Raw genomic sequence first — 23,840 nt, 5'->3', positions numbered from 1 at the left:
GGCAAGCCTGCTCCGGGCGCGGAAAGTCTCCCGCGCCCGGAGCAGGCCTCCCTTGCCGGCGTGGTAAACCGACTGTTCATGAATTTGTTGTGTGAAACGACAAAAATGACTCGCGGGTAACCGTCCCCGCCGCCTAGGGTGGGGACGTGAGAAGAGCAAAGATCGTCTGCACCCTGGGTCCCGCCGTCGGAAACGCCTACAAGATCCTCAAGCTGGCCGAGGCCGGCATGGACGTGGCGCGTCTCAACATGAGCCACGGCGACCAGTCCGACCACGAGCAGAACTACGCGTGGGTGCGTGAGGCTGCCGAGACCACCGGCAAGGCCATCGCGACCCTCGCCGACCTGCAGGGGCCGAAGATCCGCCTCGGACGCTTCGCCGACGGACCGGTCCAGCTCGAGGCCGGAGCGACGTTCACCATCACGATCGACGACATCCAGGGCGACCAGCACCGCTGCTCCACCACGTACAAGGGCCTGCCGGGCGACGTCAGCCCCGGCGACGAGATCCTCATCGACGACGGTCGCATGCGCTTCCGCGCCACCGAGGTCACCGACACCGACGTGACCTGCCTGGTCGAGACCAGCGGCACCATCAGCAACAACAAGGGCATCAACCTGCCCGGCGTCATGGTCAGCGTGCCCGCGATGAGCGAGAAGGACATCGACGACCTGCGGTTCGCGCTGCGCCTCGGCGTCGACTTCATCGCGCTGTCGTTCGTGCGCTCCGCCGACGACTACGACGACGTCCGCAAGATCATGGACGAGGAAGGCATCCTCCGTCCCGTCATCGCCAAGATCGAGAAGCCGCAGGCCGTCGACAACCTCGACGGCATCATGGACGCCTTCGACGGCGTCATGGTCGCTCGCGGTGACCTCGGCGTCGAGCTGCCGCTCGAGGACGTGCCGATCGTCCAGAAGCTCATCGTCGAGAAGGCGCGCCGCAATGCCAAGCCCGTCATCGTCGCGACCCAGATGCTGGAGTCGATGATCTCGGCGCCGCGTCCCACCCGCGCCGAGGCCTCCGACGTGGCCAACGCCGTCCTCGACGGCGCCGACGCCGTCATGCTCTCCGGCGAGACCAGCGTGGGGGAGTACCCCATCCACACGGTCCACACGATGGCCCGCATCGTCGAGTCCACCGAGGACCACGGACTGCCCCGCATGGCCGCCTTCACCTGGAAGGCGCGCACCAAGAGCGGCATCATCTGCCGCGCCGCCTCCGAGGTCGCCGAGTCGGTCGACGCGCGCTACGTCGTCGCCTTCACCACGAGCGGCGACTCCGCCCGTCGCATGACGCGCTACCGCTCGCGCGTGCCCGTCATCGCGTTCACCCCCGACCCGCTGGTGCGCAACCAGCTCGCGCTCAGCTGGGGCATCGAGACGTTCACCGTTCCGGAGGTCAAGCACACCGACGACATGGTGCTGCAGGTCGATCGTGCGCTGCTCGAGATCGAGCGCTGCACCGAGGGCCAGCAGGTCGTCATCGTGGCCGGGAGCCCCCCCGGCATCCCCGGCTCGACCAACGCGCTGCGCATCCACAACATGGGCGACGCGATCAACAAGGTCGTGCCGGGCTACGACGACGTCGAGGTCTGAGGGTCACGTCCGCAGGGTGAGCAGACGCTGGCCCTGCGGACGCCGTGGGTCGAGCGAGCCTGATCGCCACCCTTGCCGACGAGTCGGCACGACGACGCCGAGGACGGCGTCGGTGCTCCGAGACTCGAGCTTCTGGTGCCTGCCCGGTCCTTCGGTTGCGTACCCGTGCCGAGTGCGGGACTCGAACCCGCACGCCCTTTCGGACAACGGTTTTTGAGACCGTCGCGTCTACCATTCCGCCAACTCGGCTCGCCTCGTTCGAGGCCGTATAACCTTCTCATGTGAACGACCTGAACCAGCCATCGGCTCCATCGCCGGCTCCCCGCGTCGTCATCGCCGAGGACGAGGCGCTGATCCGGCTCGACCTGGCCGAGATGCTCGCCGAAGAGGGCTACGACGTCGTCGGGCAGGCCGGCGACGGTGAGCAGGCCGTCGCCCTGGCGACGCAGCTGCGTCCCGACCTGGTCGTCATGGACGTCAAGATGCCCAAGCTCGACGGCATCGCCGCCGCGGCTCAGATCGCCCACGAGCGCATCGCCCCCGTCGTCATGCTGACGGCGTTCAGCCAGCGCGACCTGGTCGAGCGGGCCCGTCAGTCCGGGGCCATGGCCTACCTGGTCAAGCCGTTCACCAAGTCCGACCTCGTGCCCGCCATCGAGATGGCTCGTAGCCGCTTCGCCGAGATCGCCGCGCTCGAGCACGAGGTCGGCGACCTCACCGAGCAGCTCGCCACCCGCAAGGCGATCGAGCGGGCCAAGGGGCTGCTGCAGGCATCGCTCGGCCTCAGCGAGCCCGACGCGTTCCGCTGGATCCAGCGCACCGCCATGGACCTGCGTCTGTCGATGCTGCAGGTGGCACAGGGTGTCATCGACCACGGCCCGGAGCTGGGCACGACAGCCGAGTAGCCAGCCACGACAGGCGTTCCGCGGGCTCGGTTACAAATTGGCTACTTAACGGCGGGCTCACACAACCTTGACGCAAATGACCCGGTGAACAACTAGGTTCATGCATACGTACAGGCTCCCTGGCGCGGCCACGGGCTTTCTACCTATCCGGAGGATTGATGAAACGCAGTACCACAACGATTCGCCTCGCTGCCGTGGCAGCGGCCAGCGCGCTCGTGCTCGCTGCCTGCGGTAGCAGCGACAGCGAAGGAAGCTCCGACGAGACCAAGGCTGCCCCCGCGGCCGCCAAGGGCGACGGCACCCTGACGATCGGCACCCTCCTCCCGCAGACCGGAAGCCTGGCCTTCCTCGGTCCCCCGGAGTTCGCGGGCGTCGACCTGGCCATCAAGGACATCAACGCCGCTGGCGGCGTCAACGGCAAGGACGTCGTCGGCGTCAAGGCCGACTCCGGCGACACCGACTCGGGCATCGCCCCGGCCGAGACCGACAAGCTGCTCAAGGCCGGAGCCGACGTCATCGTCGGTGCTGCCTCGTCGGGCGTCTCCAAGACCGTCGTCGACAAGATCATGTCGGCGGGCGTCGTCATGTACTCGCCGGCCAACACGTCGACCGACTTCGACAACGGTGACTTCTCCAAGCCCGACCTGTACTTCCGCACCGCGCCGTCCGACATCCTCCAGGGTGCCGTGCTGGCCAACCTGCTGATCGAGGACGGACGCCAGAACGTCGCGATCCTGGCTCGTCAGGACGCGTACGGTGAGACGCTGGCCAAGGAGATCTCCAAGAACCTCAAGAACGCCGGTTCGACCGTGGCCGCCAACGTCCTCTACAGCGAGAAGACGGGCCCGGGCGACAGCCAGATCACCGAGGTCGCCGACTCCAAGCCCGACGCCGTCGTGCTCGTGGCCTTCGAGGAGACCACCACGATCGTCCCGAAGCTGATCCAGGCCGGTGTCGGCCCGAAGAACGTCCCGACGTACTTCGTCGACGGCAACACCGCCAACTACGGCAAGGGCGACGCTGCGACGCTGCCCGACGGCACGCTCGAGGGCACCAAGGGCACCATCCCCGGTGCCGAGGCCGCGCAGGACTTCAAGGATCGGCTGGCCACGGTCAACCCCGACCTGAAGGACTACTCGTACTCCGCTGAGTCGTACGACGCGACCGTGACGTCGGCCCTGGCCGCCATCGTGGCCGGCGACGACTCGGGTGCGGCGATCGCCAAGGCGCTGCCGAGCGTCACCGAGGGCGGCGAGAAGTGCGACTCGTTCGAGGCGTGCGCTGCGCTGCTGAAGGACGACCCGAAGGCCGACATCGACTACGACGGCGTCTCGGGTCCGATCGAGCTGGGCAAGACGGGCAGCCCGACGGCCGCCTCGATCGGCATCTACCAGTACGACAGCAAGAACAAGATCAAGCCGGTCAAGTACATCGCCGGCAAGATCTGATCCACCGATGACGCTGACGCTGATCAGCTGACTCGCAAGGGCCCCGGTGCTTCGGCACCGGGGCCCTTCTGCATGCCTCCATCGTCGCTGTGGCGCGGCGGGCGGGGACGGATCTGTCTGCGCTCGCGCTGCCAGGGCTACGCGAACGCAGAAAGAACTGTCCGTCCAGGAGCTGTGCCTGGACGGACGAAGGCCCGGCACCCCATGGGGGCCGGGCCTTCGTGGTGGGTCGCGGGTCAGTCGTCGGTGTTCTGGCCGAGGGTGCCCAGGTAGAGCTCGATGACGCGGGGGTCGTTCGACAGCGACTTGCCCGTGCCGGAGTAGGCAGTGGTGCCGTGGTCGAGCACGTATCCGCGGTCGCAGATCTGCAGGCAGCGACGAGCGTTCTGCTCGACCATGATGACCGAGACGCCGGCCTTGTTGATGTTGCGTGTCTGCACGAACACCTCGTCCTGCAGCACGGGGGACAGGCCCGCGGACGGCTCGTCGAGCAGCAGCACCGACGGGTCCATCATGAGCGCGCGGCCCATCGCGACCATCTGACGCTCACCGCCCGACAGCTGTCCGGCCCGCTGCTTGCGACGCTCGCCGAGCCGCGGGAACAGGTCGGTGACGAACTCGAACCGCTCCTGGAACTTCTTGGGCTCCTGGTAGCAGCCCATCTCGAGGTTCTCCTCGATCGTCAGGCTCGGGAACACGTTCTCGGTCTGCGGCACGAAGCCGATGCCCTTGGTGACGAGCTGGTCGGCGCGCTGGTTGGTGATGTCGCCGCCCTTGAGGCTCACGGAGCCCTCGTGGATCTTGACCAGGCCGAACAGCGCCTTCAGCAGCGTCGACTTGCCCGCGCCGTTGGGTCCGATGATGCCGACGAGCTCGCCGGGCTGGCAGTACAGATCAGCGCCGTTGAGGATGTTGACGCCGGGCAGGTAGCCCGCGATCAGGTTGTCGGCCCTCAGCACCGCACCCTCGGCGTTGGCGACGTGCTTGTCGTGCTCGGACGTCGTGGTGGGTGACTCGGTCATGACTTGTTCTCCTCCGCCTCGGCCACGAGCTCGGCCTCGGCCTCTGCCTCGAGGTCGGCGACGTCGATCTCGGTGATGTCGGTGTCGTGGTGGGCGCCGAGGTAGGCGTCGATCACGCGCTGGTCGGCCATGACGGACTTCGGGGTGCCCTCGGCCACGATCTGGCCCTGCGCCATCACGATGACCCAGTCGGAGATGTCGCGCACCATGTCCATGTCGTGCTCGACGAACAGGACCGTGCGGCCCTCGTCGCGCAGCGACTTCACGTGCCCGAGCAGTGACTGCTTGAGCGCCGGGTTGACGCCGGCCATGGGCTCGTCGAGCATGATCAGCTCGGGGTCGACCATCAGCGCGCGAGCCATCTCGAGCAGCTTGCGCTGGCCACCGGACAGCGAGCCGGCGAAGTCCTCGCGCTTGGCGTCGAGCTTGAACCGGGCGAGCAGCTCGTCGGCCCGTGTGGTGTTGGCGTCCTCCTGCGAGCTCCACAGCGACTTGAAGGCCGCCGAGAAGAACCGCTCGCCGCGCTGACCGGTGGCACCGAGACGCATGTTCTCGATGACGGTCAGCTTGGACAGCACCTTGGTGAGCTGGAACGTGCGCACCATGCCGCGACGGGCGACCTTGTAGGCCGGCACCTTCGCGAGCGACTTGCCGTTGAAGGACCAGTCGCCCTCGTTGGGCTCGTCGAAGCCGGTGAGCAGGTTGAACAGGGTCGTCTTGCCGGCACCGTTGGGACCGATCAGGGCGGTGATGACACCGCGCTGGATCTCGATGTGCTCGACGTCGACGGCCTTGAGGCCACCGAACGTCCGGGTGATGTTGCTGCCCTTGACGATCGGATCGGGCTTGGGAGCACCGGGTTCGTTCGAGACACCGGCCAAGGCGGCGCGTGCCTCACTGAGTTCAGCGGCCATCGATTGCGATCTCCCTTCGGTCCCCGAAGATCCCCTGTGGGCGGAAGATCATGAGGAGCATGAGGCCAAGTCCTAGCAGGATGAAACGGATGAGGCTGGCCTGGGTGTTGGTCATGAGCCAGTCGGGCAGCAGCGGGTCGGCGCCGCTGGTGGCCTGGCTGAAGAACGATCCGATGCCGGCGATGAGGAACCAGAAGATCATCGATCCGACGACCGGGCCGAAGACCCGAGCGGCGCCTCCGACGAGCAGCGCGGCGTACGCGTAGAACGTGAATGTCGTGTTGAAGTCGGTGGGGACCGCCGAGCCCTGCTTGAGGATGTGGAAGATGCCGGCGAGACCGCCGAACACGCCACCGAGGACGAGCGCCTGCATCTTGTAGGCGAAGACGTTCTTGCCGAGCGAGCGGACGGCGTCCTCGTCCTCGCGGATCGACTTGAGGACGCGGCCCCAGGGGCTGCGCATGAGGGCGAAGACCAGCAGGCAGCTGAGGGCCACCAGGGTCCATCCGACGGTGATCGACCAGAGGTCGTTGCGGCTGAACGAGACGATGCCGAGGTCGACGCCGCCGCCGTAGGGGTTCATGTCCTGGTACGTGCGGGCGAAGCCGGTGAGGCCGTTGGAGCCGCCGAAGGTGTCCTTGAACTCGACCGCGCCGAAGATGAGGCGCAAGATCTCGGACGTGGCGATCGTGACGATCGCGAGGTAGTCGGCGCGCAGCCGCAGCGTCGGCACGCCGAGCACGAGGGCCAGCAGCACCGCGCCGAGCATGCCCACGATGATGCCGAGCCAGAAGGGCAGGTCCCACGTGACGACCGTGACCGCGAGCCCGAAGGCGGCGATCGACATGAAGCCCGACTGGCCGAAGTTCAGCAGGCCGGTGTAGCCGAAGTGCACGTTGAGCCCGATCGCCGCGAGGGCGAACACGATGGCCTGAGGCCCCAGGGCCGCCGACAGTGCGGCGTCGATGACAGTTCCGAAGTCCATGATGGGTGCCCTATCCGATTCGCTGGGCTTTGCCGAGGATGCCTTGCGGCCTGACGAGCAGGATCAGGATGAGCACCACGAGGGCGCCGACCTCCTTGATCGAGGCGGGGACGCCGAACACCGGGCCGAGCTCGACCATCAGGCCGATCACCAGCGAGCCGATGAGTGCGCCCCAGATGGTGCCGAGGCCGCCGAGCGTGACGCCCGCGAAGACCAGGAGGAGCAGGTTGAACCCCATCTGGAAGTTGACCTGCTGCTGGACGGCGAGCAGGACGCCCGCCAGCCCGGTGAGGGCCGTGCCGAGCACCCACACCGCCGAGATGACGCCGTCGACCCGCAGGCCGGACGACGCCGACAGGGCGGGGTTGTCGGAGACGGCCCGCATGGCCTTGCCGAGGCGGGTGCGCATCAGCGCGAGGCAGGTCACCACGATCGTGATGACCGAGACCAGCACGATCGCGATCTCCTTGTGCGACAGGTCGATGGGGCCGTAGCTCTGGCGGCCCTGCACGACGTACTGCGACAGCGTGCGCGTCGAGCCGCCGAAGCCGTACTGGAAGATGCTGCGCAGGAACAGGGCCAGGCCGATCGAGACGATCATCATCGCGATGAGGCCCGTGCCGCGGCGGCGCAGCGGCCGCCACAGCCCGCGGTCCTGCAGGTAGCCGAAGGCGGCCGAGGCGATCACGGCCAGCACGCCCGCCGCGACCACCGGCAGGCCGAACCCGCGGTTGAAGATGTAGGTGGCGATGGCGCCGAAGGTGATCAGCTCGCCGTGGGCGAAGTTCGTCAGGCCCGTCGTGCCGAAGATCAGCGAGAGGCCGAGCGCGGCCAGCGCGATGAGCAGGCCGGCGATGATGCCCGAGCGCGTGCCGTCGACGATCTTGCTGCCGAGCGAGGCGTCCTGCACCACGACCGCGCCGATCTGGAACTGCACGAAGTTCGACGAGGCCAGCTTGACCTCGACCGTCTTGACGGTCTCACCGTTGCCGCTGAGCTTGACGCCGTCGGGCAGCGTCTTCGGGTCGAGCTCGACGACGTAGGTGCCGTTGCCCTCGATGCCGATGCTGACGCGGCCCTTGGTGTCGGTGGTCTGGCTGCCGACCTCGGCGCCGTCCTTGCTGTCCTTCAGGACGGTGAGCCCGACACCGGGGACGGGCTTGGGATCTCCCTTGCCGCCGTTGAGGTCGAGCAGGGTGACGGTGATGTTGGCGCCCGGGACGATCGGGTTGACGGCAGCTGGCGCTCCGGCACTGGCCGGGGGCGTCGGGCTGGGCGTTGCCTGGGCCAGCGCAGCGCTGGGAGCGAGGAGAGTGAGTACTCCCGCCACCGCTGCGAGTAGGGCCGCGAGTCGCAATCGCACGCGTGTACTCCTGTCGGCTTTCAAGGGGTGGTGCTGAGTGGTCTTCGGACTATAGCCACATGACGGAGTCACGTGCGTGTCGAATGATCTGAATCAGGTAACAGTTGGGTTTCGTTCGTTCTGTTCACGAATCAGCGGGTCGCGACGACGATCTGACACAGGATCGGAGCGATGACGAGCGCTGGCAGCAGATCGGCCACCGCGACCGTCTTGAGGTCGAGCAGGCGCATCGCCACGCCGATGAGGATGAGCCCGCCGGTGGCGGTGAGCGCGGCCAGGTGGGCGTCGGGCAGGAACGAGCCGAGCAGCGCCCCCAGCAGCGTCAGCGACCCCTGGATCAGGCCGACCGACAGGGCGGACGCCATCACGCCGATGCCGAAGGACGCCGCGAAGGCCAGAGCAGCGAAGCCGTCCAAGGTCGACTTGAGCAGCAGCTGGTCGGCGCCGTTGCCGAGCCCCTCGTTGATCGAGCCGAGGATCGTCAGCGGGCCGACGCAGAAGACGAGCGAGCTGATGACGAAGCCCTCGACGAAGCGGTCGCGCGCCTCGTCCTGCCCGGTGCCGCGCGAGAGCCTGGCCTGGAGCCATCCGCCGAGCGACTCGATGCGGTCCTCGAGACGGAGGGCCGCACCGATGATGCCGCCCAGCACCAGGGAGCCCAGCACGATCAACGTCGGTGCGCTGTCGCCCACGGCCCGGGTGAGGTCGGCGTCCGACACGGCGACAGCCGCCTGGGCGGCGATCAGCAAGGTCACCAGGCCGAGCGCCGCCGTGACGGTCGTGCGCACGCGGGGGCTGAGGCGGTGGCCGATCAGCAGACCGAGACCGGAGCCGGCGACCACCGTGGCGACGTTCGTGACGGTGCCGAACCCGACGAACATGTATGGTCTCCCTGCACGATTGATCGTTCAACCGGGCCTGTTGGCCGGGTCAGCGCGTAGTGTGTCATTCCAGCTCGGCGCCCGCGTCGCGGGAGCGCCCAGGACGAGAGGCAGAACGGCATGTCGGCTCGACCGCACATCGTCCTGCGCGACGCCGACCGCGAGGACGCCGCCGCCCTGGTGGCCCTGTGGACCGAGTGCTTCGGCGCCAGCCAGGACGAGGGGTCCGAGGCCTTCACGCAGCAGGCCCTGTGGCGCCAGCCTGGTGTCGCCGAGGCGGCATCGGCGCTCGAGCTGACGCTGGGCCGACCCGACAAGCGCATCATCGTGGCGCTGGTCGACGGCGAGATCATCGGCGCGACGGTCTGCGACGTGACGACCCTGACGCCCATCAACCTCACCCGCGTGCTGATCGTCACCGAGATCCAGGTGTCGCCGCGGTTCCGCCGCAAGTCGGTCGCGTCGACGCTGCTGTCGGCCGCAGCCAGCCACGGCGAGGACCACAACTGCGAGATCGTGATCGCCGCGATCCCCGTGCACTCGCGCGAGCCGCACCGCTACCTCACCAAGATCGGCTTCAACCAGATCGCCGTGCTGCGCGCGATCCAGTCGAGCAAGCTGCGCTCGCGCCTGACCACCAAGGCGACCAACTCGCGCGACACCGGCCGGCTCATCGCGGTGCGCCGCACGCTGCGCCGCCGCCAGGGCCACTCCCGCAGCACCCAGCCGCGTCCCTGAACCGGCGTCGCCCCGGTGGCCGAGCATCTCGTCGGTGGCGACGACTAGAGTCGGTCGGGTGGACCGCCTCCTGCTGATCGACGGCCATTCGGTCGCCTACCGTGCCTTCTTCGCCCTGCCCGTCGACAACTTCTCGACGACGACCGGGCAGCACACCAACGCCGTCTTCGGCTTCACGTCGATGCTCATCAACGTGCTGCGCGACGAGGCCCCGACGCACGTCGCGGTGGCGTTCGACGTCTCGCGCCAGACCTTCCGGCTCGAGCAGTACCCCGACTACAAGGGCAACCGCTCCAAGTCGCCGCAGGAGTTCACCGGCCAGATCCCGCTGATCAAGCAGGTGCTCGACGCCCTGCACATCCAGACGTTCGAGAAGGACGGCTTCGAGGCCGACGACATCATCGGCACGCTCGCGACGCAGGCCGAGGCGCAGGGCATGGAGGTGCTGATCTGCACGGGCGACCGCGACGCGCTGCAGCTCGTCACCGACACCACGACCGTGCTCTACCCGCGCAAGGGCGTCTCCGACCTGGCACGCATGACGCCCGGGGCGGTGCAGGACAAGTACGGCGTCGCGCCGGTCAACTATCCCGACATCGCGGCGATGGTCGGCGAGACGAGCGACAACCTCCCGGGCGTTCCCGGCGTCGGGCCCAAGACGGCCGCCAAGTGGCTCGGTCAGTTCGGCTCGCTCGACGAGATCATCGCCAAGGTCGACCAGATCCCCGGCAAGGCGGGGGAGTCGATGCGCGCCCACCTCGACGACGTCATCCGCAACCGCAGCATCAACGCGCTGATCCGCGACCTCGACCTGCCGGCCGGCCCGGCCGACCTCGCGTTCACGACCGAGTGGGACCGCGACGCGATCCACACGGTGTTCGACGCCCTCGAGTTCGCCGCGCTGCGCACGCGCCTGTTCGAGTACCTCGGCGGGGGAGACGAGCACGTCGAGGGCGACGCCGCCATCGCGATCGACGTCTCCGTGCTCGGTGCCGGGCAGGTCGTGGCATGGCTCGACGAGCACGCGACCGACCAGACCGCCGCCGTGGGGGTCGACGTCACGGGTGTGCTGCGGCCCGTCGGTGCGAGGGCCGACGCGATCGCGCTGGCATCCGCCGGCGGTGCCGCGGCCTGGATCGACACCACGACGCTCGACGCGTCCGACGACGCCGCGCTGGGCAGGTGGCTGGCCGACCCGGCACGGCCCAAGGTGCTCCACGACGCCAAGGGTCAGCTGCACGCGCTCCAGGCGCAGGGTTGGACGCCGGCGGGCGTGCGGGCCGACACGGCGCTGGCCACCTACCTCGTCAAGCCCGACCAACGCTCGTACGACCTGGCCGACCTGTCGCTGCGCTACCTCAAGCGCGAGCTCGTCGTCGATGCCGGCTCCGGTCAGCTGGCCTTCGACGACAACACGGCCGGCGCCGACACCGCGGCACAGCGCGCCCGCGCAGCACTCGACCTCTGGGCGGTGCTCGAGTCCGAGCTCGAGCAGCAGGAGTCGCTGACGCTCCTGCGCGACCTCGAGCTGCCGCTCGTCGACGTGCTCGCCCGCATGGAGTCGCGAGGCATCGGCGTCGACACCGACCACCTCGACACGCTGCACGCCGAGTTCACCGAGCGGATGCTCGCAGCGGCGCAGGGCGCCTACGACGCGATCGGCCGCGAGGTCAACCTCGGCTCGCCGAAGCAGCTGCAGGAGGTGCTGTTCGAGCAGCTCGAGATGCCCAAGACCAAGAAGACCAAGACGGGCTACACGACCGATGCCGAGGCGCTGCAGCAGCTGTTCGTCAAGACCGAGCACCCGTTCCTGGCGTCCCTGCTGTCGCACCGCGACGTCACGCGGCTGCGCCAGACGGTCGAGGGCCTGCAGAAGACCGTCCAACCCGATGGCCGGATCCACACGACGTACGCCCAGACCATCGCCGCGACCGGCCGGCTCAGCTCGGCCGACCCCAACCTGCAGAACATCCCGATCCGCACCGAGTCGGGCCGACGCATCCGCGAGGCGTTCTGCGTCCGCGACGGCTACGACCTCCTGCTGACGGCCGACTACAGCCAGATCGAGATGCGCATCATGGCGCACCTGTCAGAGGACGCCGACCTGATCGAGGCGTTCCGCTCGGGCCACGACTTCCACACCGTCATGGCCGCCAAGGTCTTCGAGCGCGATCCGTCCGACATCGACGGCGGGCTGCGCGCCCGCATCAAGGCGATGAACTACGGACTGGCCTACGGATTGTCGTCGTACGGCCTCAGCCAGCAGCTGAGCATCACCACCGGCGAGGCTCAGCGGTTGATGGACGACTACTTCGAGACGTTCGGCGGCGTGCGCGACTACCTGCGCAGCCTCGTCGACGAGGCCCGTCAGACCGGCTACACCGAGACCATCATGGGACGTCGCCGCTACCTCCCCGACCTGCAGAGCGACAACCGTCAGCGTCGCGAGATGGCCGAGCGGATGGCGCTCAACGCGCCGATCCAGGGCTCGGCCGCCGACATCATCAAGGTCGCGATGCTCGGGGTCGAGCGGGCGCTCGGTGACGCCGGGCTGACATCGCGCATGCTGCTGCAGGTGCACGACGAGCTCGTGCTCGAGGTCACCGAGGCCGAGCGCGAGCAGGTCGAGGCGCTGGTGCGCGAGCAGATGGCCTCGGCGGCCGAGCTGTCGGTGCCCCTCGACGTCTCGGTCGGTGCCGGTCGCACCTGGCACGACGCCGGGCACTGATCGCCGAGGTCTCAGCCGAGCCGATCCGCGGTGTCGCGGCCCAGCACGGGGGCCGCGTACACCACGACGGCGAGAGCCGCCGACACCGTGGCCATCGTGACGACCAGACCGGTGAGGCCGACGCCGACGCCGTAGGTGATGGCGAGCACCGCGGCGACCGCCACCCAGATCATCACGACGATGCCGTGCGCGCGGCGCGCGAGAGCGTCGAACACCAGCAGGTGCACGATCGCGAGCGACGACCCCGACACGGCGAACAACCACAGCCGGTCGCTCACCTCGGCGTACTTGCTGCCGCCGGTCAGGATCTGCGCGACGTCGGGCAGGGCGACCGTCGCGGCGACCGCCAGGGCGCCCATCCCGGCGACGATCGACACCGCTCGCAGCCGTGCTCGGTCGTCGGTCGAGCGCGCCAGGTCGGGGAACAGCACGACGCTGACGAACTGCGGCAGGAAGAGTGCTGCCTTGGCCAGGATGAGCCCCGACGCGTACAACCCGCTGTCGTGCTCGCCGAGCCGGTTGCGGGCGATCAACGCGTCCATGTTGCTGAGCACGAAGTAGGCGAGCAGGGCGTGGGTCGACATCGTCACCTCGCGCAGCAGGTGGCGTCCCGTGCCCCGGGCGGCCATGGTCCAGTGCCCGATCATGAGCGGTGCGCCCGCCACGATGGGCAGCCACGAGCCGATCGCGATGCCCACCATCGCCGACGTGGGGCTCGGGTCGATGAGCATCGCGACGGTGCCGCCGACCAGCCGTCCCACTCCGTTGCCGAGGTAGATCGCCGTCAGCGTCCCCCACCGCGACTGGCCTTGAGCGATGCCCGACAGGGTGCCCATGATCGTCAGCGGGACGAGGGCGGCACCGGCCAGGACGACGGGCCAGTAGCTGCTCAGCTTGAGTGCCGGCGTGAGGCCGATCGACGACGCGGCCACAGCCAGACCGACGCCGGCGGCAACGGCCATCGTGAGGCGCAGCGACGCACCGATGATCTGGTCGACCTCCTGCGGGGAGGTGGCGATGCGACGGGCCGTCGTCGCCTGTAGGCCGAAGGCCGCCACCGTGCCGACGAGCAGGATGCCGAACAGGGCCGTCAGCGCGCCGAGGTCGCGGGTGTCGAGGATCCTGGCCGCGACGATGTTGAACCCGTAGACGGCGATGTTCATCCCCATCATGCCGGCGGCGACGAGCGTGCCGCCCGACAGCGACGCGCGCGTTGACCTCACCTGAAGACCCTACCGGCCCCGGCCGAGACAGGGTCTGCACACCCCGTCGTGACAGCGATTGTGTCGCGATTCAGGTTACTTACGGGTAAGTGATGTGCGCCACGAATGCTTGCCATGACCGATTTGACCCCGACATGTGATTCCATTAGCCCCTGGAGGGAGTCGACGAGGGTTCTTGATGCGCCTGACGGTGCAGCCACTCGTCGCAAACACACATGAAAACTCGTGTCATCAAGGGAGCCGTTCTCGCGCTCTTCGGCGCGCTGACGATTGCGTTCGGCAACGCGCTCGGGCTCGACCTCGACCAGGTCGCCCTTCTCGGCGTCACGCTCGGCGGCGTCATCGGGCTCGTGCCCGACCGCTCGCTCGCGCAGCGCATCATCGGCTTCGCCATCGGCTTCGTGCTGGCCTGGGTCGGCTACGGCCTGCGCGCCGGCATGCTGCCCGACACCGACACCGCGCGTGCGGTCGTCGTGTTCGTCGTCATCGCCGTCGCGATGCTGATCACCGCCTCGACCGGGGGACGCATCCCGCTGTGGTCGGCCCTCGTCGGCGCGGCCGCGATGGTCGGCGCCTACGAGGAGACGTACACGGCCACGCCGTCGATGTTCCTCGACGACTCGGTCACGGCTGCCACCACGGTGCTGCTGGCCGTCGCCATGGGCGTCCTCGGATCCGCACTGCTGGGCGAGGACATCGCCGAGCACCGCGAGGCCGAGCACGCCGAGCTTGATGAAGATTCCCGTCACCGTTCGGAGGCCACCGCATGAGCGCCCGCAACCGCCGTCGCAGCACCATCATCGGTGTCTCCGGCCTTTCCCTCGCCGTCGCCGGCGTCGTCGCTCCCGGTGCGTTCGCCGCCGAGACCGTCGACGGCGACGTCAAGGTCAGCAACACCGAGACCGTCCAGATCCAGACCGATGCGTCCGGCAAGGTCGACACCAAGCGTGTCTACGACCAGCTCGTCCTCATCGGCAAGGGCAAGGTCGATATCTCCAACCCCGTCTCGACCAGCGGCCTGCGCAACCTCGACGGCTTCGGCGGCTTCGACGTCCGTGACGGCAAGGTCCGCGTCAAGACCAGCGTCGACGGCACCAAGAAGTACCGCTCGGTCTCGACCTTCACCAAGCAGCTGCCGATCGATGTCAAGGCCACCTACACGCTCGACGGCAAGAAGATCGAGCCGGGCGACGTCGTCGGCAAGTCCGGCGAGCTCGAGGTGCGCTACGTCATCACCAACACCACCGGCACCACCGAGGACGTCACCTACAAGAACGGCACGGGCGCCGAGGTGTCGGCACCTGAGCGCGTCGTCGTCCCCATGGTCGCCTCGATGACCACGGTGCTCCCGTCGTCGTTCACCAAGGTCCAGACCGACGGCGCCAACGCGGCCGGTGACGGACGCGGCGGCACGCAGCTGTCGTTCACGATGACGCTGATCCCGCCGATCGGCAAGGCCACGGCCGAGATCGGCTACAAGGCCCAGGTCAAGGACGCCGTCATCCCGGCCGCGTCGATCTCGGCCCTGCCGGTCGACCCGCTGCAGAACACGTCGTTCGCGACGGCCGCCAGCGGCTACAGCGGCGGCGCCGAGACCGGTCAGGACCTCACGGCCGGTGCCACGCAGATCGACACCAACGTGCTCAAGCTGCGTGACGGTGCCAGCGACCTGGTCGACGGCATCATCCAGCTGCGCGACGGTGCCGACAAGCTCAGCAAGGGCCTGCAGGACGACGCGGCCCCCGGTGCCAAGAAGCTGGCGAAGGGCGCAGGCGACCTCGATGCCGGTGCCAAGAAGCTCAGCGGCGGCACGGGCGACCTGAGCGACGGCGCCACCAAGCTGAAGAAGGGTGCCGGCCAGCTCTCGGACGGCACCGACAAGCTCAGCGCCGGAGCCAACAAGCTCAACAAGGGTGCCTCCGACCTGTCGGACGGTCTCAAGACCGCCGCAGCCGGCGGACCGGCCCTCCTCGAAGGCGTCGCCCAGCTGAAGGCTGGTGCGCAGAGCGTCGACGCGGGCCTGGTCAAGCTCAGTGCGGCCACGACTGCGGGTGGGACGACGTTCAAGAACACCTTCGCCAACTCCGTTGACGGCGCGATCACTGCTTTCGTGGACGGGTTCGCCCCCAGCCTCAACGGCGCGCTCGACAACTTGAACGCGTTGGTCCAGGCCAGCTCCGCGACCCCGACCGAGAAGGCCACCTTCGCCGGCAACGTCGCCGGGACGAAGACTGGGCTCAAGAACGGTCTGAAGAGCGCGATGGACGGGAACCTGGCACCGCCGCTCAAGTCGGGCGTCAACAATGGGGTGGACCAGTTGACAGGCGGAGTTGCGGGCGGAGTCGGTACGCCCACGTCCACCATCCCCGACGGCAACGGTGGTCAGGGTCCGAGCCTGCGCAACGGCGTGGCGCAGCTCATCGGGGGCCTTACCAAGCTCGAAGGAAAGGGCGGCGAGCTGGCCGATGGTCTGAAGAAGCTCTCGACCGGAGCCGGACAGCTCAAGGACGGCACCGGGGATCTGTCGAAGGGCGCGGGCGACCTGGACGCCGGCGCAGGCGCGCTGTCGAAGGGCACGGGCGACCTCAAGGCCGGAACCGAGAAGCTCGACGCCGGTGCCGGTGCACTGAAGGACGGCACGGGCAAGCTGTCTGACGGCGCGAGCAAGCTGTCCGACGGTCTGGGCACCGCTGCCAGCGGCTCGGGCCAGCTGGCCGAGGGTCTCGACACCGCGGCCGAGAGCGCTCCGGCGCTCCCGGAGGGTGCGGAGCGTCTCTCCAAGGAGGGCACGAGCCAGCTCGTCCAGCGCGGCGACGCCACGGCCGTCGACTTCGGCAAGCGCTACGCGCTGCTCGAGGCCGGTGCCAAGCGGGCCGCCTCGGCGCAGCCGTACGGCAGCCCCGAGGGCGCCACGGCGCTGACGGCGTACAAGTACGAGATCGCGGGTGAGTCGGGTGAGGACTCGGCCAACCTCAAGCGCGGCATCGCTGCCATCGCGCTGCTCGCTATGGCCGGCGCGGTCGCGACGATCCGTCGTCGCCGCATCCTCGGCTGAGTCACACCACACGACACCGCGGCGTCGCCACCCCACCGGGTGGCGGCGCCGCGGTGTTCTAGTCTGTGGACCTGATGACCATCGCTCCCGCCGCCGACCTGTGCGCCTTCGTCGACCGATCGCCCACGCCGTTCCACGTCTGCGCCACCGTGGCCGCCGAGCTCGAGTCCGCCGGGTACCGCCGGCTGGCCGAGCACGAGGGCTGGCCCACGGAGCCCGGACGCTTCTACGTCGTCCGAGGCGGCTCCCTCGTCGCATGGTCGTCGGAGTCGAGCAGTGCTCCGCACGACGCCTTCCGCGTCGTCGGCGGCCACACCGACAGCCCCAACCTGCGGCTCAAGCAGCACCACGACCTCTCGCCCGAGGGCCTCGGCGTGGTCGCGCTCGAGCCGTACGGCGGTGCATGGCTGCACTCGTGGCTCGACCGTGACCTCGGCATCGCCGGACGCCTGTCGCTGCGCGACGGCCGCGACGTGCTGGTGCACGTGGGCGAGCCGGTGCTGCGGGTTCCGCAGCTCGCGATCCACCTCTCCGACCGCAAGCCGCTCGAGGTCGACCCCCAGCGGCACCTCAACGGCATCTGGTCGACCTCGCGCGGATCCTTCCTCGAGGTGGTGGCCGAGCGGGCGGGTGTCGACGCCGCCGACGTGCTGGGCTTCGAGCTGATGACCCACGACGCGCAGCCGAGTGCGCTCATCGGCGTCGACGCCGAGCTGGTCAGTGCGCCGCGCCTCGACAACCAGGTCACGTGCTTCGCCGGCACCCGGGCCCTGCTCGCCGCGACACCGACCGCTGGCATCCGTCCGGTGCTCGCGCTGTTCGACCACGAGGAGGTCGGCAGCACGTCCGAGCGTGGCGCCCAGTCCGACCTGCTCGCGACGGTGCTCGAGCGCATCGTCCTGGCGGCCGGGGGCACGCGCGACGACTACCACCGGGCTGTCGCGGCCTCGGTGTGCGCGTCGGGCGACATGGCGCACGCGACGCACCCCAACCACGCCGAGCGTCACGAGCCGCTGCACCACATCGCCATCGGCGGGGGACCGGTGCTCAAGCTGCACCCCAACCTGCGGTACGCCACCGACGCCCCGGGCACGGCCCACTTCGTCCGCGCCTGCGAGCAGGCAGGCGTGCCGCTGCAGCGCTACGAGCACCGTGCCGACCTGCCGTGCGGCTCGACGATCGGCCCCCTCAGTGCAGCCCGCACCGGCATGCTGACCGTCGACGTGGGAGCGCCCCAGCTGGCGATGCACTCGGCTCGCGAGACGATGGGCGCCGCCGACGTCGATCCGTACGCGCGGGCGCTGTCGGCCTTCCTGTCGCCCGCCTGACCTGTGCCGTCCCGCACCGTCTGACTGCCGGCAGAAGAGGGTCGCCACCCACCTGTCCTGCCGGCGGGGCTGTCGCGTACGCTTGATTCTGCGCAGAACGCCTGTATGCACCTCGGACAGAGCAGGCTCGTACTCGTGCCCGGCCGGGCGAATATCGCCGGCGTCCTCACGATAAAAGGGCTTTCATGCGTGCCCGACAATTCCACCCATCCATCGGAGCAACTCCTTTATGACAAGCAGCATCGCCCACGTGGCACCCCAGGTAGCGGTCAACGACATCGGCTCTGAGGCAGACTTCCTCGCCGCGATCGACCTCACCATCAAGTACTTCAACGACGGCGACATCGTCGAGGGCATCATCGTCAAGGTCGACCGCGACGAGGTCCTCCTCGACATCGGTTACAAGACCGAAGGCGTCATCCCCTCGCGCGAGCTGTCCATCAAGCACGACGTCGACCCCAACGAGGTCGTTTCCGTCGGCGACAGCGTCGAAGCCCTCGTCCTCCAGAAGGAGGACAAGGAAGGCCGCCTCATCCTGTCCAAGAAGCGCGCGCAGTACGAGCGCGCGTGGGGCGACATCGAGAAGATCAAGGCCGAGGACGGCGTCGTCGAGGGCACCGTCATCGAGGTCGTCAAGGGTGGCCTGATCATGGACATCGGTCTGCGCGGCTTCCTGCCCGCCTCGCTGGTCGAGATGCGCCGCGTGCGCGACCTCGACCCGTACATCGGTCAGAAGATCGAGGCCAAGATCATCGAGCTCGACAAGAACCGCAACAACGTGGTCCTGTCGCGCCGTGCCTGGCTCGAGCAGACGCAGTCGGCCGTCCGCCAGAACTTCCTCACCGAGCTCCAGAAGGGGCAGGTGCGCAAGGGCGTCATCTCGTCGATCGTCAACTTCGGTGCGTTCGTCGACCTCGGCGGCGTCGACGGTCTCGTCCACGTCTCCGAGCTGTCCTGGAAGCACATCGACCACCCCAACGAGGTCGTCCAGGTCGGCGACGAGGTCACCGTCGAGGTGCTCGACGTCGACATGGACCGCGAGCGTGTCTCGCTGTCGCTCAAGGCCACCCAGGAAGACCCCTGGCAGCACTTCGCCCGCACGCACCAGATCGGGCAGATCGTGCCCGGCAAGGCGACCAAGCTGGTCCCCTTCGGTGCGTTCGTCCGCGTCGAGGAGGGCATCGAGGGCCTGGTGCACATCTCCGAGCTCGCCGAGCGTCACGTCGAGATCCCCGAGCAGGTCGTCCAGATCGGCGACTCGGTCATGGTCAAGATCATCGACATCGACCTCGAGCGTCGCCGCATCTCGCTGTCGCTCAAGCAGGCCAACGAGACCGAGGCCGCCGTCAGCGACGACTTCGACCCGACGCTGTACGGCATGACCTCCTCGTACGACGAGCAGGGCAACTACATCTACCCCGAAGGTTTCGACCCCGAGACCGGCGAGTGGCAGGAAGGCTTCGACGAGGCCCGCGCCACTTGGGAGAAGCAGTACGCCGAGGCTCACGAGCGCTGGGAAGCCCACAAGAAGCAGATCGAGGAGGCCGAGAAGGCCGGCCTCGAGGCTGCCGAGGCGTCGAACTACTCGTCGGACTCGTCCGCCGGTGCCGACGCTCCCGTCCAGGAGGGCTCGCTGGCCTCCGACGAGGCGCTGCAAGCTCTTCGCGAGAAGCTCACGGGCGGCGAGGCGTAAGTCTCCCGCTCAACCCCAGCACCCCCGGTCCTCACGGACCGGGGGTGCTGTCGTTCGGGGGCGGTCCCGGGTCAGGCCGGGGGGTGGTCCGAGCCGGCCAGCTCGGTGCGCCTGACCTTTCCGGTCGCCGTGCGGGGCAGGACCGCGAGCCGCTCGTACGACTTGGGACGCTTCGGGGGAGCGAGGCGCTCGGCGGCTGCCGAGCGCAGCGCAGCCTCGTCGACCTCTCCCACGTACGCCGCACAGACCCGCTGGCCCCACCGCTCGTCGTCCCGGCCGAAGACGGCCACGTCGACGATGCCGTCGACGCTCTCGAGCGCCGCCTCGACCTCCGCCGGGTAGACGTTGACCCCACCGCTGATGATGAGATCGTCGCGTCGGGCGTCGAGGTAGACCAGACCGTCCTCGACCCGGCCCAGGTCGCCGACCGTGAAGGCGGGTCCGCCAGCCGTGTCGCGCCAGGCGCCGGCCGTCTTGTCAGGGTCGTTCCAGTAGGTGAAGCGTGCCCACGGCGGCACCGTGCACCAGATCTGGCCGTCGTCGTCGACGCTGATGGAGCGGCCGGGGCGCGCGTGGCCGAGCGTGCCGGGATGCTGGACCCACTCGTGCGCGGGGCAGGCGGTGAACTGGCCCTCCGTCGAGCCGTAGAACTCCCAGACGACGTCGACCCCGAACAGGTCATGGGCGCGGCGGCGGACGGGCTCGGGGCACGGCGCTCCGGCGTGCGCGACCAGCCGGAACGACGACATGTCGGGCGTCATCCCGTGCTCGTCGACGTGCGCGAACAGTCGTTGCAGGTGGGCCGGGACGCAGAACATCGTCGTCGGCCGCACGTCCTCGACCGCGGAGAGGAAAGTCTCGGGGGCGAACGCGGGCAGGACGGCGATCGACCCCCCGGCCAGGAGCGTGCCCATCGCGAACCGCAAGGGTGCGGAGTGGTAGATCGGCGAGACGACGAGGTCGACATCCTCCGGCGCGAAACCCCACAGGTCGCGCTCCTCGGCGACGAGGGCGGCAGCGTGCTCGGGCGACAGCAGCCCCGACCACACGCCCTTGGGTCGTCCGGTCGTGCCCGACGTGAAGTGCATCGGCCGGCACCGCGGCAGCGCGCCGAGCTCAGCCTCCGGACCGTCCACGAGGGAGTCGAGACCAGCGAGCTCGTCGACCACCAGGACGGGCGACACGTCCTCGATGATGACGTCCCGTTCGTGTGCCGTGAGCCGAGGATCGAGCGGCACCGGCACCACACCGAGGCGCAGGGCGCCCAGCACCACGCTGACATAGGCCGCGCTGCCGGGAACGGCCAGGACGATGCGATCGCCCTCGACGGCCCCCAGGGAGGCCAGCGAGCCGGCCGTCCGGCGTTGCTGCTGCTCGCTGTCGGACGCGGTGAGCACGGCAGGGAACATGACGAAGCCTCCGGACGATGAGAGATGGGTCACACGGCCCCGCGAGGATGTGGACGTTCGAGGTGAACCGTTGGTCTCAGTATGGTTGACTCGGACGCTGAGCCGATTGTCGTCGATGCACTAGGTGGTACTTCGTGGCAGACCAACGCCACAGCAAGCACGCAGCACCGCGCCGCACGCTCCAGCGCAGACGTCGCACCATCTCCAGATGGGCTGTTCTGCCCACCGTCGGCATGCTGACGGTCGCCGGAGCCGCAGGCGCGGCCGTGCTCCACGACGGGGCTCCCGCCAAGGCGCGCGATCTCTCCCGGGCTGCCGCAGCCGCTCCTGCCAAGGACGTGTTCGCCGCCTCGGCCAGCAGGGGCCAGGCGCCCGTCGACGTCAGCCGCAGCGCGGAGCGTCCGCCGGTCCCCAACGTCGCCGCCGTCGAGGCCAAGATCGAGGGACTGCGGTACGCGACCACCGACATCGAGGTGCACGCCGACGCCAAGTCGTCGTCGCCGGTGCTCGCCTCGGTCGGCTACGGCGACTCGGTCGACGTGACGGGCGAGACCGACGGCAAGTGGGCCCAGATCATGCACAACGACGTGCCGCGCTGGGTCGAGGCCTCGAAGATCTCCGCCGAGGAGCCCATCGGCACGGCGCCCTGTGCGTCCGGCTCCGGCGTCGAGAAGGGGCTTCAGCCCGACACCGTCAAGGTGCACCGCGCGATCTGCGCGAAGTTCCCGTCGATCGTCCGCTACGGCGGCATCGCCGGCCGCGGCGAGCACGCGACGGGGCACTCGCTCGACATCATGATCTCCAGCGACCTCGGCAACGAGGTGGCGTCCTACCTGCAGGCCAATCGCGCCGAGCTAGGCGTCGAGTACCTGATCTGGCGCCAGCGCATCTGGCGTCCGGCGACGTCGAACTCGTGGCGTGGCATGAGCGACCGTGGCGGTGCCACGGCCAACCACATGGACCACGTGCACGTCACCGTGTACGGCAACGCAGCCACGCGCTAGACGACCGATGGCGTTGAGAGTCGGTCTGACCGGCGGCATCGGCTCGGGCAAGAGCACCGTGAGCGCGTTGCTGGCCGGCCACGGTGCCGTCGTGATCGACTACGACCTGCTGGCTCGCGAGATCGTCGAGCCCGGAAGTCCTGCGCTCGCCGCGATCGCCGAGCGCTTCGGCGAGGGCGTGATCGCCGCCGACGGCGCGCTCGACCGTCCGGCGCTGGGCGCCATCGTCTTCGGCGACGCGGCGGCGCTGGCCGATCTCAACGGCATCACGCATCCCGCGATCCGCGACCTGGCGGCCCACCGCGAGCACGAGGCCGGTCCCGACGCAGTGGTCGTGCACGACAACCCCCTCCTGGTCGAGATGGGCGCCGACGCCCACTGCGACGTCGTCGTGGTCGTCGACGTGCCCGTCGAGGTGCAGGTCGAGCGACTCACGGCCCTGCGTGGGATGACGCCGGACGACGCACGTGCCCGCATCGCCGCACAAGCCTCCAGAGAGCGAAGGACCGGTGCTGCCGATCTGGTGATCGACAACACCGGTCCGGAGAGCGAGCTCGCCCTCATCGTCGGGGGGATATGGAGCGAGCTCGCGTCCAGGGCCGCCGCCCGGCGCGAGCCGGACGGCGACTGATCTAGGCGGCCAGGTCGGGGTCGGCGATCCGGCGCAGGGTGGCGAGCGCCTCACGCTCGAGCTGGCGGACCCGCTCGGCCGAGATGCCGTGACGCTTGCCGATGTCGGCCAGCTTCTGCTGTCGGCCGTCGAGCAGGCCGTAACGGGCTCGCACGATGTCGGCCTCCCGCTCGCCGAGGTTGTCGACGAGGCTGGCCACCAGGTGGCGCGACTCGTCGTCCAGCACCGCGAAGTCGGGTCCGGGCGCCGTCTCGCGGGCGATCAGGTCACCCAGCGACGTGTCGCCGTCGTCGTCGACGGGGGAGTCGAGGCTGACGTGATCGCGACCCCACGACATCAGGTCGATGACGCGGTCGACGTCCATGCCCAGCTCGAGAGCGATCTCGGCCGGCTCGGGGTCGTAGCCCAGCTGGCGCTCGAGGTTGCGGCGCGCGGCGGTGACCTGGTTGAGCTCTTCGACGACGTGGACGGGCAGTCGAACGACACGTGCCTGCTGCGCGATGCCGCGGGTGATCGCCTGACGGACCCACCACGTGGCATATGTCGAGAACTTGAAGCCCTTGGCGTAGTCGAACTTCTCGACCGCGCGGATGAGGCCCGTGTTGCCCTCCTGGACCAGGTCGAGCATCGGCATGGCCGAGCGCCCGTACTTGCGGGCGATCGAGACGACCAGGCGCAGGTTGGCCTGGATGAACTCCTGGATCGCGCGGTCGCCCTCTTCGGCGAGCCAGGTCAGCTCGTCCTCGGTGGCCGACTTGGGCGCTCCGCCCTTCTTGCGACCCACGCGGCCCTCTTCGAGCAGGTGGCGGGCGAACAGTCCGGCCTCGACCGTCTTGCTCAGCTCGACCTCTCGTGCAGCGTCGAGCAGGGGAGTGCGGGCGATCTCGGCGAGGTACATGCCCACGCTGTCCTTGC

Annotated in this window: 19 protein-coding genes and 1 tRNA gene; 11 read left to right on the top strand and 9 right to left on the bottom strand. The window is 68.9% G+C overall.

The features are described 5' to 3' along the window. Positions 1–146 precede the first annotated feature (146 nt). Positions 147–1,598 (top strand): pyruvate kinase, encoded by a 1,452-nt coding sequence (gene pyk / locus DX116_RS14520; RefSeq protein ID WP_119704947.1) that lies wholly within the window; start codon positions 147–149, stop codon positions 1,596–1,598. A 166-nt stretch (positions 1,599–1,764) separates the two neighbouring features. Here the strand turns inward: pyk and DX116_RS14515 are convergent. Further along, positions 1,765–1,847, bottom strand: a tRNA-Leu gene (locus tag DX116_RS14515). Between the two features lie 32 nt (positions 1,848–1,879). Here DX116_RS14515 and DX116_RS14510 point away from each other — a divergent pair. Together DX116_RS14510 and DX116_RS14505 are read left to right on the top strand one after the other, a co-directional pair. Next, complete coding sequence (locus DX116_RS14510; protein ID WP_233556799.1) at positions 1,880–2,503, top strand: ANTAR domain-containing response regulator; 624 nt, start codon at positions 1,880–1,882, stop codon at positions 2,501–2,503. 194 nt (positions 2,504–2,697) lie between these two features. Then, positions 2,698–3,951, top strand: coding sequence for an ABC transporter substrate-binding protein (locus DX116_RS14505; RefSeq protein ID WP_233556797.1), 1,254 nt, complete (start codon positions 2,698–2,700; stop codon positions 3,949–3,951). Between the two features lie 236 nt (positions 3,952–4,187). On the opposite strand, the gene DX116_RS14500 is transcribed toward DX116_RS14505, so the two are convergent. The 5 genes from DX116_RS14500 to DX116_RS14480 form a co-directional block, all read right to left on the bottom strand. Then, the gene (locus DX116_RS14500) at positions 4,188–4,973 is read right to left on the bottom strand and encodes an ABC transporter ATP-binding protein (RefSeq protein ID WP_119704945.1); all 786 of its coding nucleotides are present in this window, start codon (positions 4,971–4,973) and stop codon (positions 4,188–4,190) included. Beyond that, positions 4,970–5,887, bottom strand: coding sequence for an ABC transporter ATP-binding protein (locus tag DX116_RS14495; RefSeq protein ID WP_119704944.1), 918 nt, complete (start codon positions 5,885–5,887; stop codon positions 4,970–4,972). The genes DX116_RS14500 and DX116_RS14495 overlap by 4 nt, the downstream gene beginning before the upstream one ends. After that, positions 5,877–6,872, bottom strand: a complete 996-nt coding sequence (locus tag DX116_RS14490) for a branched-chain amino acid ABC transporter permease (protein WP_119704943.1) — start codon at positions 6,870–6,872, stop codon at positions 5,877–5,879. Before DX116_RS14490 ends, DX116_RS14495 begins: the two co-directional genes overlap by 11 nt. 10 nt (positions 6,873–6,882) lie before the next feature. Further along, positions 6,883–8,235, bottom strand: a complete 1,353-nt coding sequence (locus tag DX116_RS14485) for a branched-chain amino acid ABC transporter permease (protein WP_199716087.1) — start codon at positions 8,233–8,235, stop codon at positions 6,883–6,885. A 131-nt stretch (positions 8,236–8,366) separates the two neighbouring features. Then, positions 8,367–9,116, bottom strand: a complete 750-nt coding sequence (locus tag DX116_RS14480; protein WP_119704942.1) for a DUF554 domain-containing protein — start codon at positions 9,114–9,116, stop codon at positions 8,367–8,369. A 120-nt stretch (positions 9,117–9,236) separates the two neighbouring features. Between DX116_RS14480 and DX116_RS14475 the strand changes: the two genes are divergently transcribed. Together DX116_RS14475 and polA are read left to right on the top strand one after the other, a co-directional pair. After that, the gene (locus DX116_RS14475; RefSeq protein ID WP_119704941.1) at positions 9,237–9,854 is read left to right on the top strand and encodes a GNAT family N-acetyltransferase; all 618 of its coding nucleotides are present in this window, start codon (positions 9,237–9,239) and stop codon (positions 9,852–9,854) included. A 58-nt stretch (positions 9,855–9,912) separates the two neighbouring features. Further along, positions 9,913–12,582: a DNA polymerase I gene (polA, locus tag DX116_RS14470; RefSeq protein ID WP_119704940.1), complete on the top strand. Its 2,670-nt coding sequence runs from the start codon at positions 9,913–9,915 to the stop codon at positions 12,580–12,582. A gap of 11 nt (positions 12,583–12,593) precedes the next feature. Here the strand turns inward: polA and DX116_RS14465 are convergent, their stop codons facing one another. Next, positions 12,594–13,805: a lipopolysaccharide biosynthesis protein gene (locus DX116_RS14465; RefSeq protein ID WP_147393675.1), complete on the bottom strand. Its 1,212-nt coding sequence runs from the start codon at positions 13,803–13,805 to the stop codon at positions 12,594–12,596. A gap of 215 nt (positions 13,806–14,020) precedes the next feature. Here DX116_RS14465 and DX116_RS14460 point away from each other — a divergent pair, with 215 nt between their 5' ends. The 4 genes from DX116_RS14460 (at position 14,021) to rpsA (ending at position 19,881) form a co-directional block, all read left to right on the top strand. Beyond that, positions 14,021–14,575 carry a hypothetical protein gene (locus DX116_RS14460; RefSeq protein WP_119704938.1) on the top strand — a complete coding sequence of 185 codons (555 nt, stop codon included), beginning with the start codon at positions 14,021–14,023 and terminating at the stop codon, positions 14,573–14,575. Then, positions 14,572–16,860, top strand: coding sequence for a hypothetical protein (locus DX116_RS14455; RefSeq protein WP_119704937.1), 2,289 nt, complete (start codon positions 14,572–14,574; stop codon positions 16,858–16,860). Before DX116_RS14460 ends, DX116_RS14455 begins: the two co-directional genes overlap by 4 nt. Positions 16,861–16,934: 74 nt before the next feature. Then, a complete protein-coding gene (locus DX116_RS14450) occupies positions 16,935–18,188 on the top strand; it encodes a M18 family aminopeptidase (RefSeq protein ID WP_119704936.1) in 1,254 nt (417 codons plus the stop codon). Positions 18,189–18,417: 229 nt separating this feature from the next. After that, positions 18,418–19,881, top strand: a complete 1,464-nt coding sequence (gene rpsA, locus DX116_RS14445; protein ID WP_119704935.1) for a 30S ribosomal protein S1 — start codon at positions 18,418–18,420, stop codon at positions 19,879–19,881. Between the two features lie 71 nt (positions 19,882–19,952). On the opposite strand, the gene DX116_RS14440 is transcribed toward rpsA, so the two are convergent. Continuing rightward, entirely contained in the window at positions 19,953–21,290 is a 1,338-nt protein-coding gene (locus DX116_RS14440; RefSeq protein WP_119704934.1) for a class I adenylate-forming enzyme family protein, read from the bottom strand. Between the two features lie 233 nt (positions 21,291–21,523). Here DX116_RS14440 and DX116_RS14435 point away from each other — a divergent pair, with 233 nt between their 5' ends. Continuing rightward, positions 21,524–22,294 carry an SH3 domain-containing protein gene (locus DX116_RS14435; RefSeq protein ID WP_119704933.1) on the top strand — a complete coding sequence of 257 codons (771 nt, stop codon included), beginning with the start codon at positions 21,524–21,526 and terminating at the stop codon, positions 22,292–22,294. Positions 22,295–22,301: 7 nt separating this feature from the next. After that, positions 22,302–22,925 carry a dephospho-CoA kinase gene (coaE, locus tag DX116_RS14430; protein WP_119704932.1) on the top strand — a complete coding sequence of 208 codons (624 nt, stop codon included), beginning with the start codon at positions 22,302–22,304 and terminating at the stop codon, positions 22,923–22,925. Position 22,926: 1 nt separating this feature from the next. On the opposite strand, the gene DX116_RS14425 is transcribed toward coaE, so the two are convergent. Continuing rightward, on the bottom strand, positions 22,927–23,823 hold the full coding sequence (locus DX116_RS14425; RefSeq protein WP_119705657.1) for a sigma-70 family RNA polymerase sigma factor: 897 nt from the start codon (positions 23,821–23,823) through the stop codon (positions 22,927–22,929). Positions 23,824–23,840: the final 17 nt, after the last annotated feature.

Origin of the sequence: Aeromicrobium endophyticum (assembly GCF_003586285.1) — a bacterium.
Classification (GTDB): domain Bacteria; phylum Actinomycetota; class Actinomycetes; order Propionibacteriales; family Nocardioidaceae; genus Aeromicrobium; species Aeromicrobium endophyticum.
The sequence above is the reverse complement of the archived record's forward strand: the minus strand, read 5'-3'. Positions and strand labels throughout refer to the sequence as shown.

Excerpts from the sequence above, each read along its gene's own strand:
- DX116_RS14500 (WP_119704945.1), bottom strand. The coding sequence starts at position 4,973 with ATGACCGAGTCACCCACCACGACGTCCGAGCACGACAAGCACGTCGCC.
- DX116_RS14495 (WP_119704944.1), bottom strand. The coding sequence starts at position 5,887 with ATGGCCGCTGAACTCAGTGAGGCACGCGCCGCCTTGGCCGGTGTCTCG.
- DX116_RS14490 (WP_119704943.1), bottom strand. The coding sequence starts at position 6,872 with ATGGACTTCGGAACTGTCATCGACGCCGCACTGTCGGCGGCCCTGGGG.
- DX116_RS14480 (WP_119704942.1), bottom strand. The coding sequence starts at position 9,116 with ATGTTCGTCGGGTTCGGCACCGTCACGAACGTCGCCACGGTGGTCGCC.
- DX116_RS14475 (WP_119704941.1), top strand. The coding sequence starts at position 9,237 with ATGTCGGCTCGACCGCACATCGTCCTGCGCGACGCCGACCGCGAGGAC.
- DX116_RS14460 (WP_119704938.1), top strand. The coding sequence starts at position 14,021 with ATGAAAACTCGTGTCATCAAGGGAGCCGTTCTCGCGCTCTTCGGCGCG.
- DX116_RS14455 (WP_119704937.1), top strand. The coding sequence starts at position 14,572 with ATGAGCGCCCGCAACCGCCGTCGCAGCACCATCATCGGTGTCTCCGGC.
- DX116_RS14450 (WP_119704936.1), top strand. The coding sequence starts at position 16,935 with ATGACCATCGCTCCCGCCGCCGACCTGTGCGCCTTCGTCGACCGATCG.
- rpsA (WP_119704935.1), top strand. The coding sequence starts at position 18,418 with ATGACAAGCAGCATCGCCCACGTGGCACCCCAGGTAGCGGTCAACGAC.
- DX116_RS14440 (WP_119704934.1), bottom strand. The coding sequence starts at position 21,290 with ATGTTCCCTGCCGTGCTCACCGCGTCCGACAGCGAGCAGCAGCAACGC.
- DX116_RS14435 (WP_119704933.1), top strand. The coding sequence starts at position 21,524 with ATGCTGACGGTCGCCGGAGCCGCAGGCGCGGCCGTGCTCCACGACGGG.
- coaE (WP_119704932.1), top strand. The coding sequence starts at position 22,302 with ATGGCGTTGAGAGTCGGTCTGACCGGCGGCATCGGCTCGGGCAAGAGC.
- DX116_RS14425 (WP_119705657.1), bottom strand. The coding sequence starts at position 23,823 with ATGTACCTCGCCGAGATCGCCCGCACTCCCCTGCTCGACGCTGCACGA.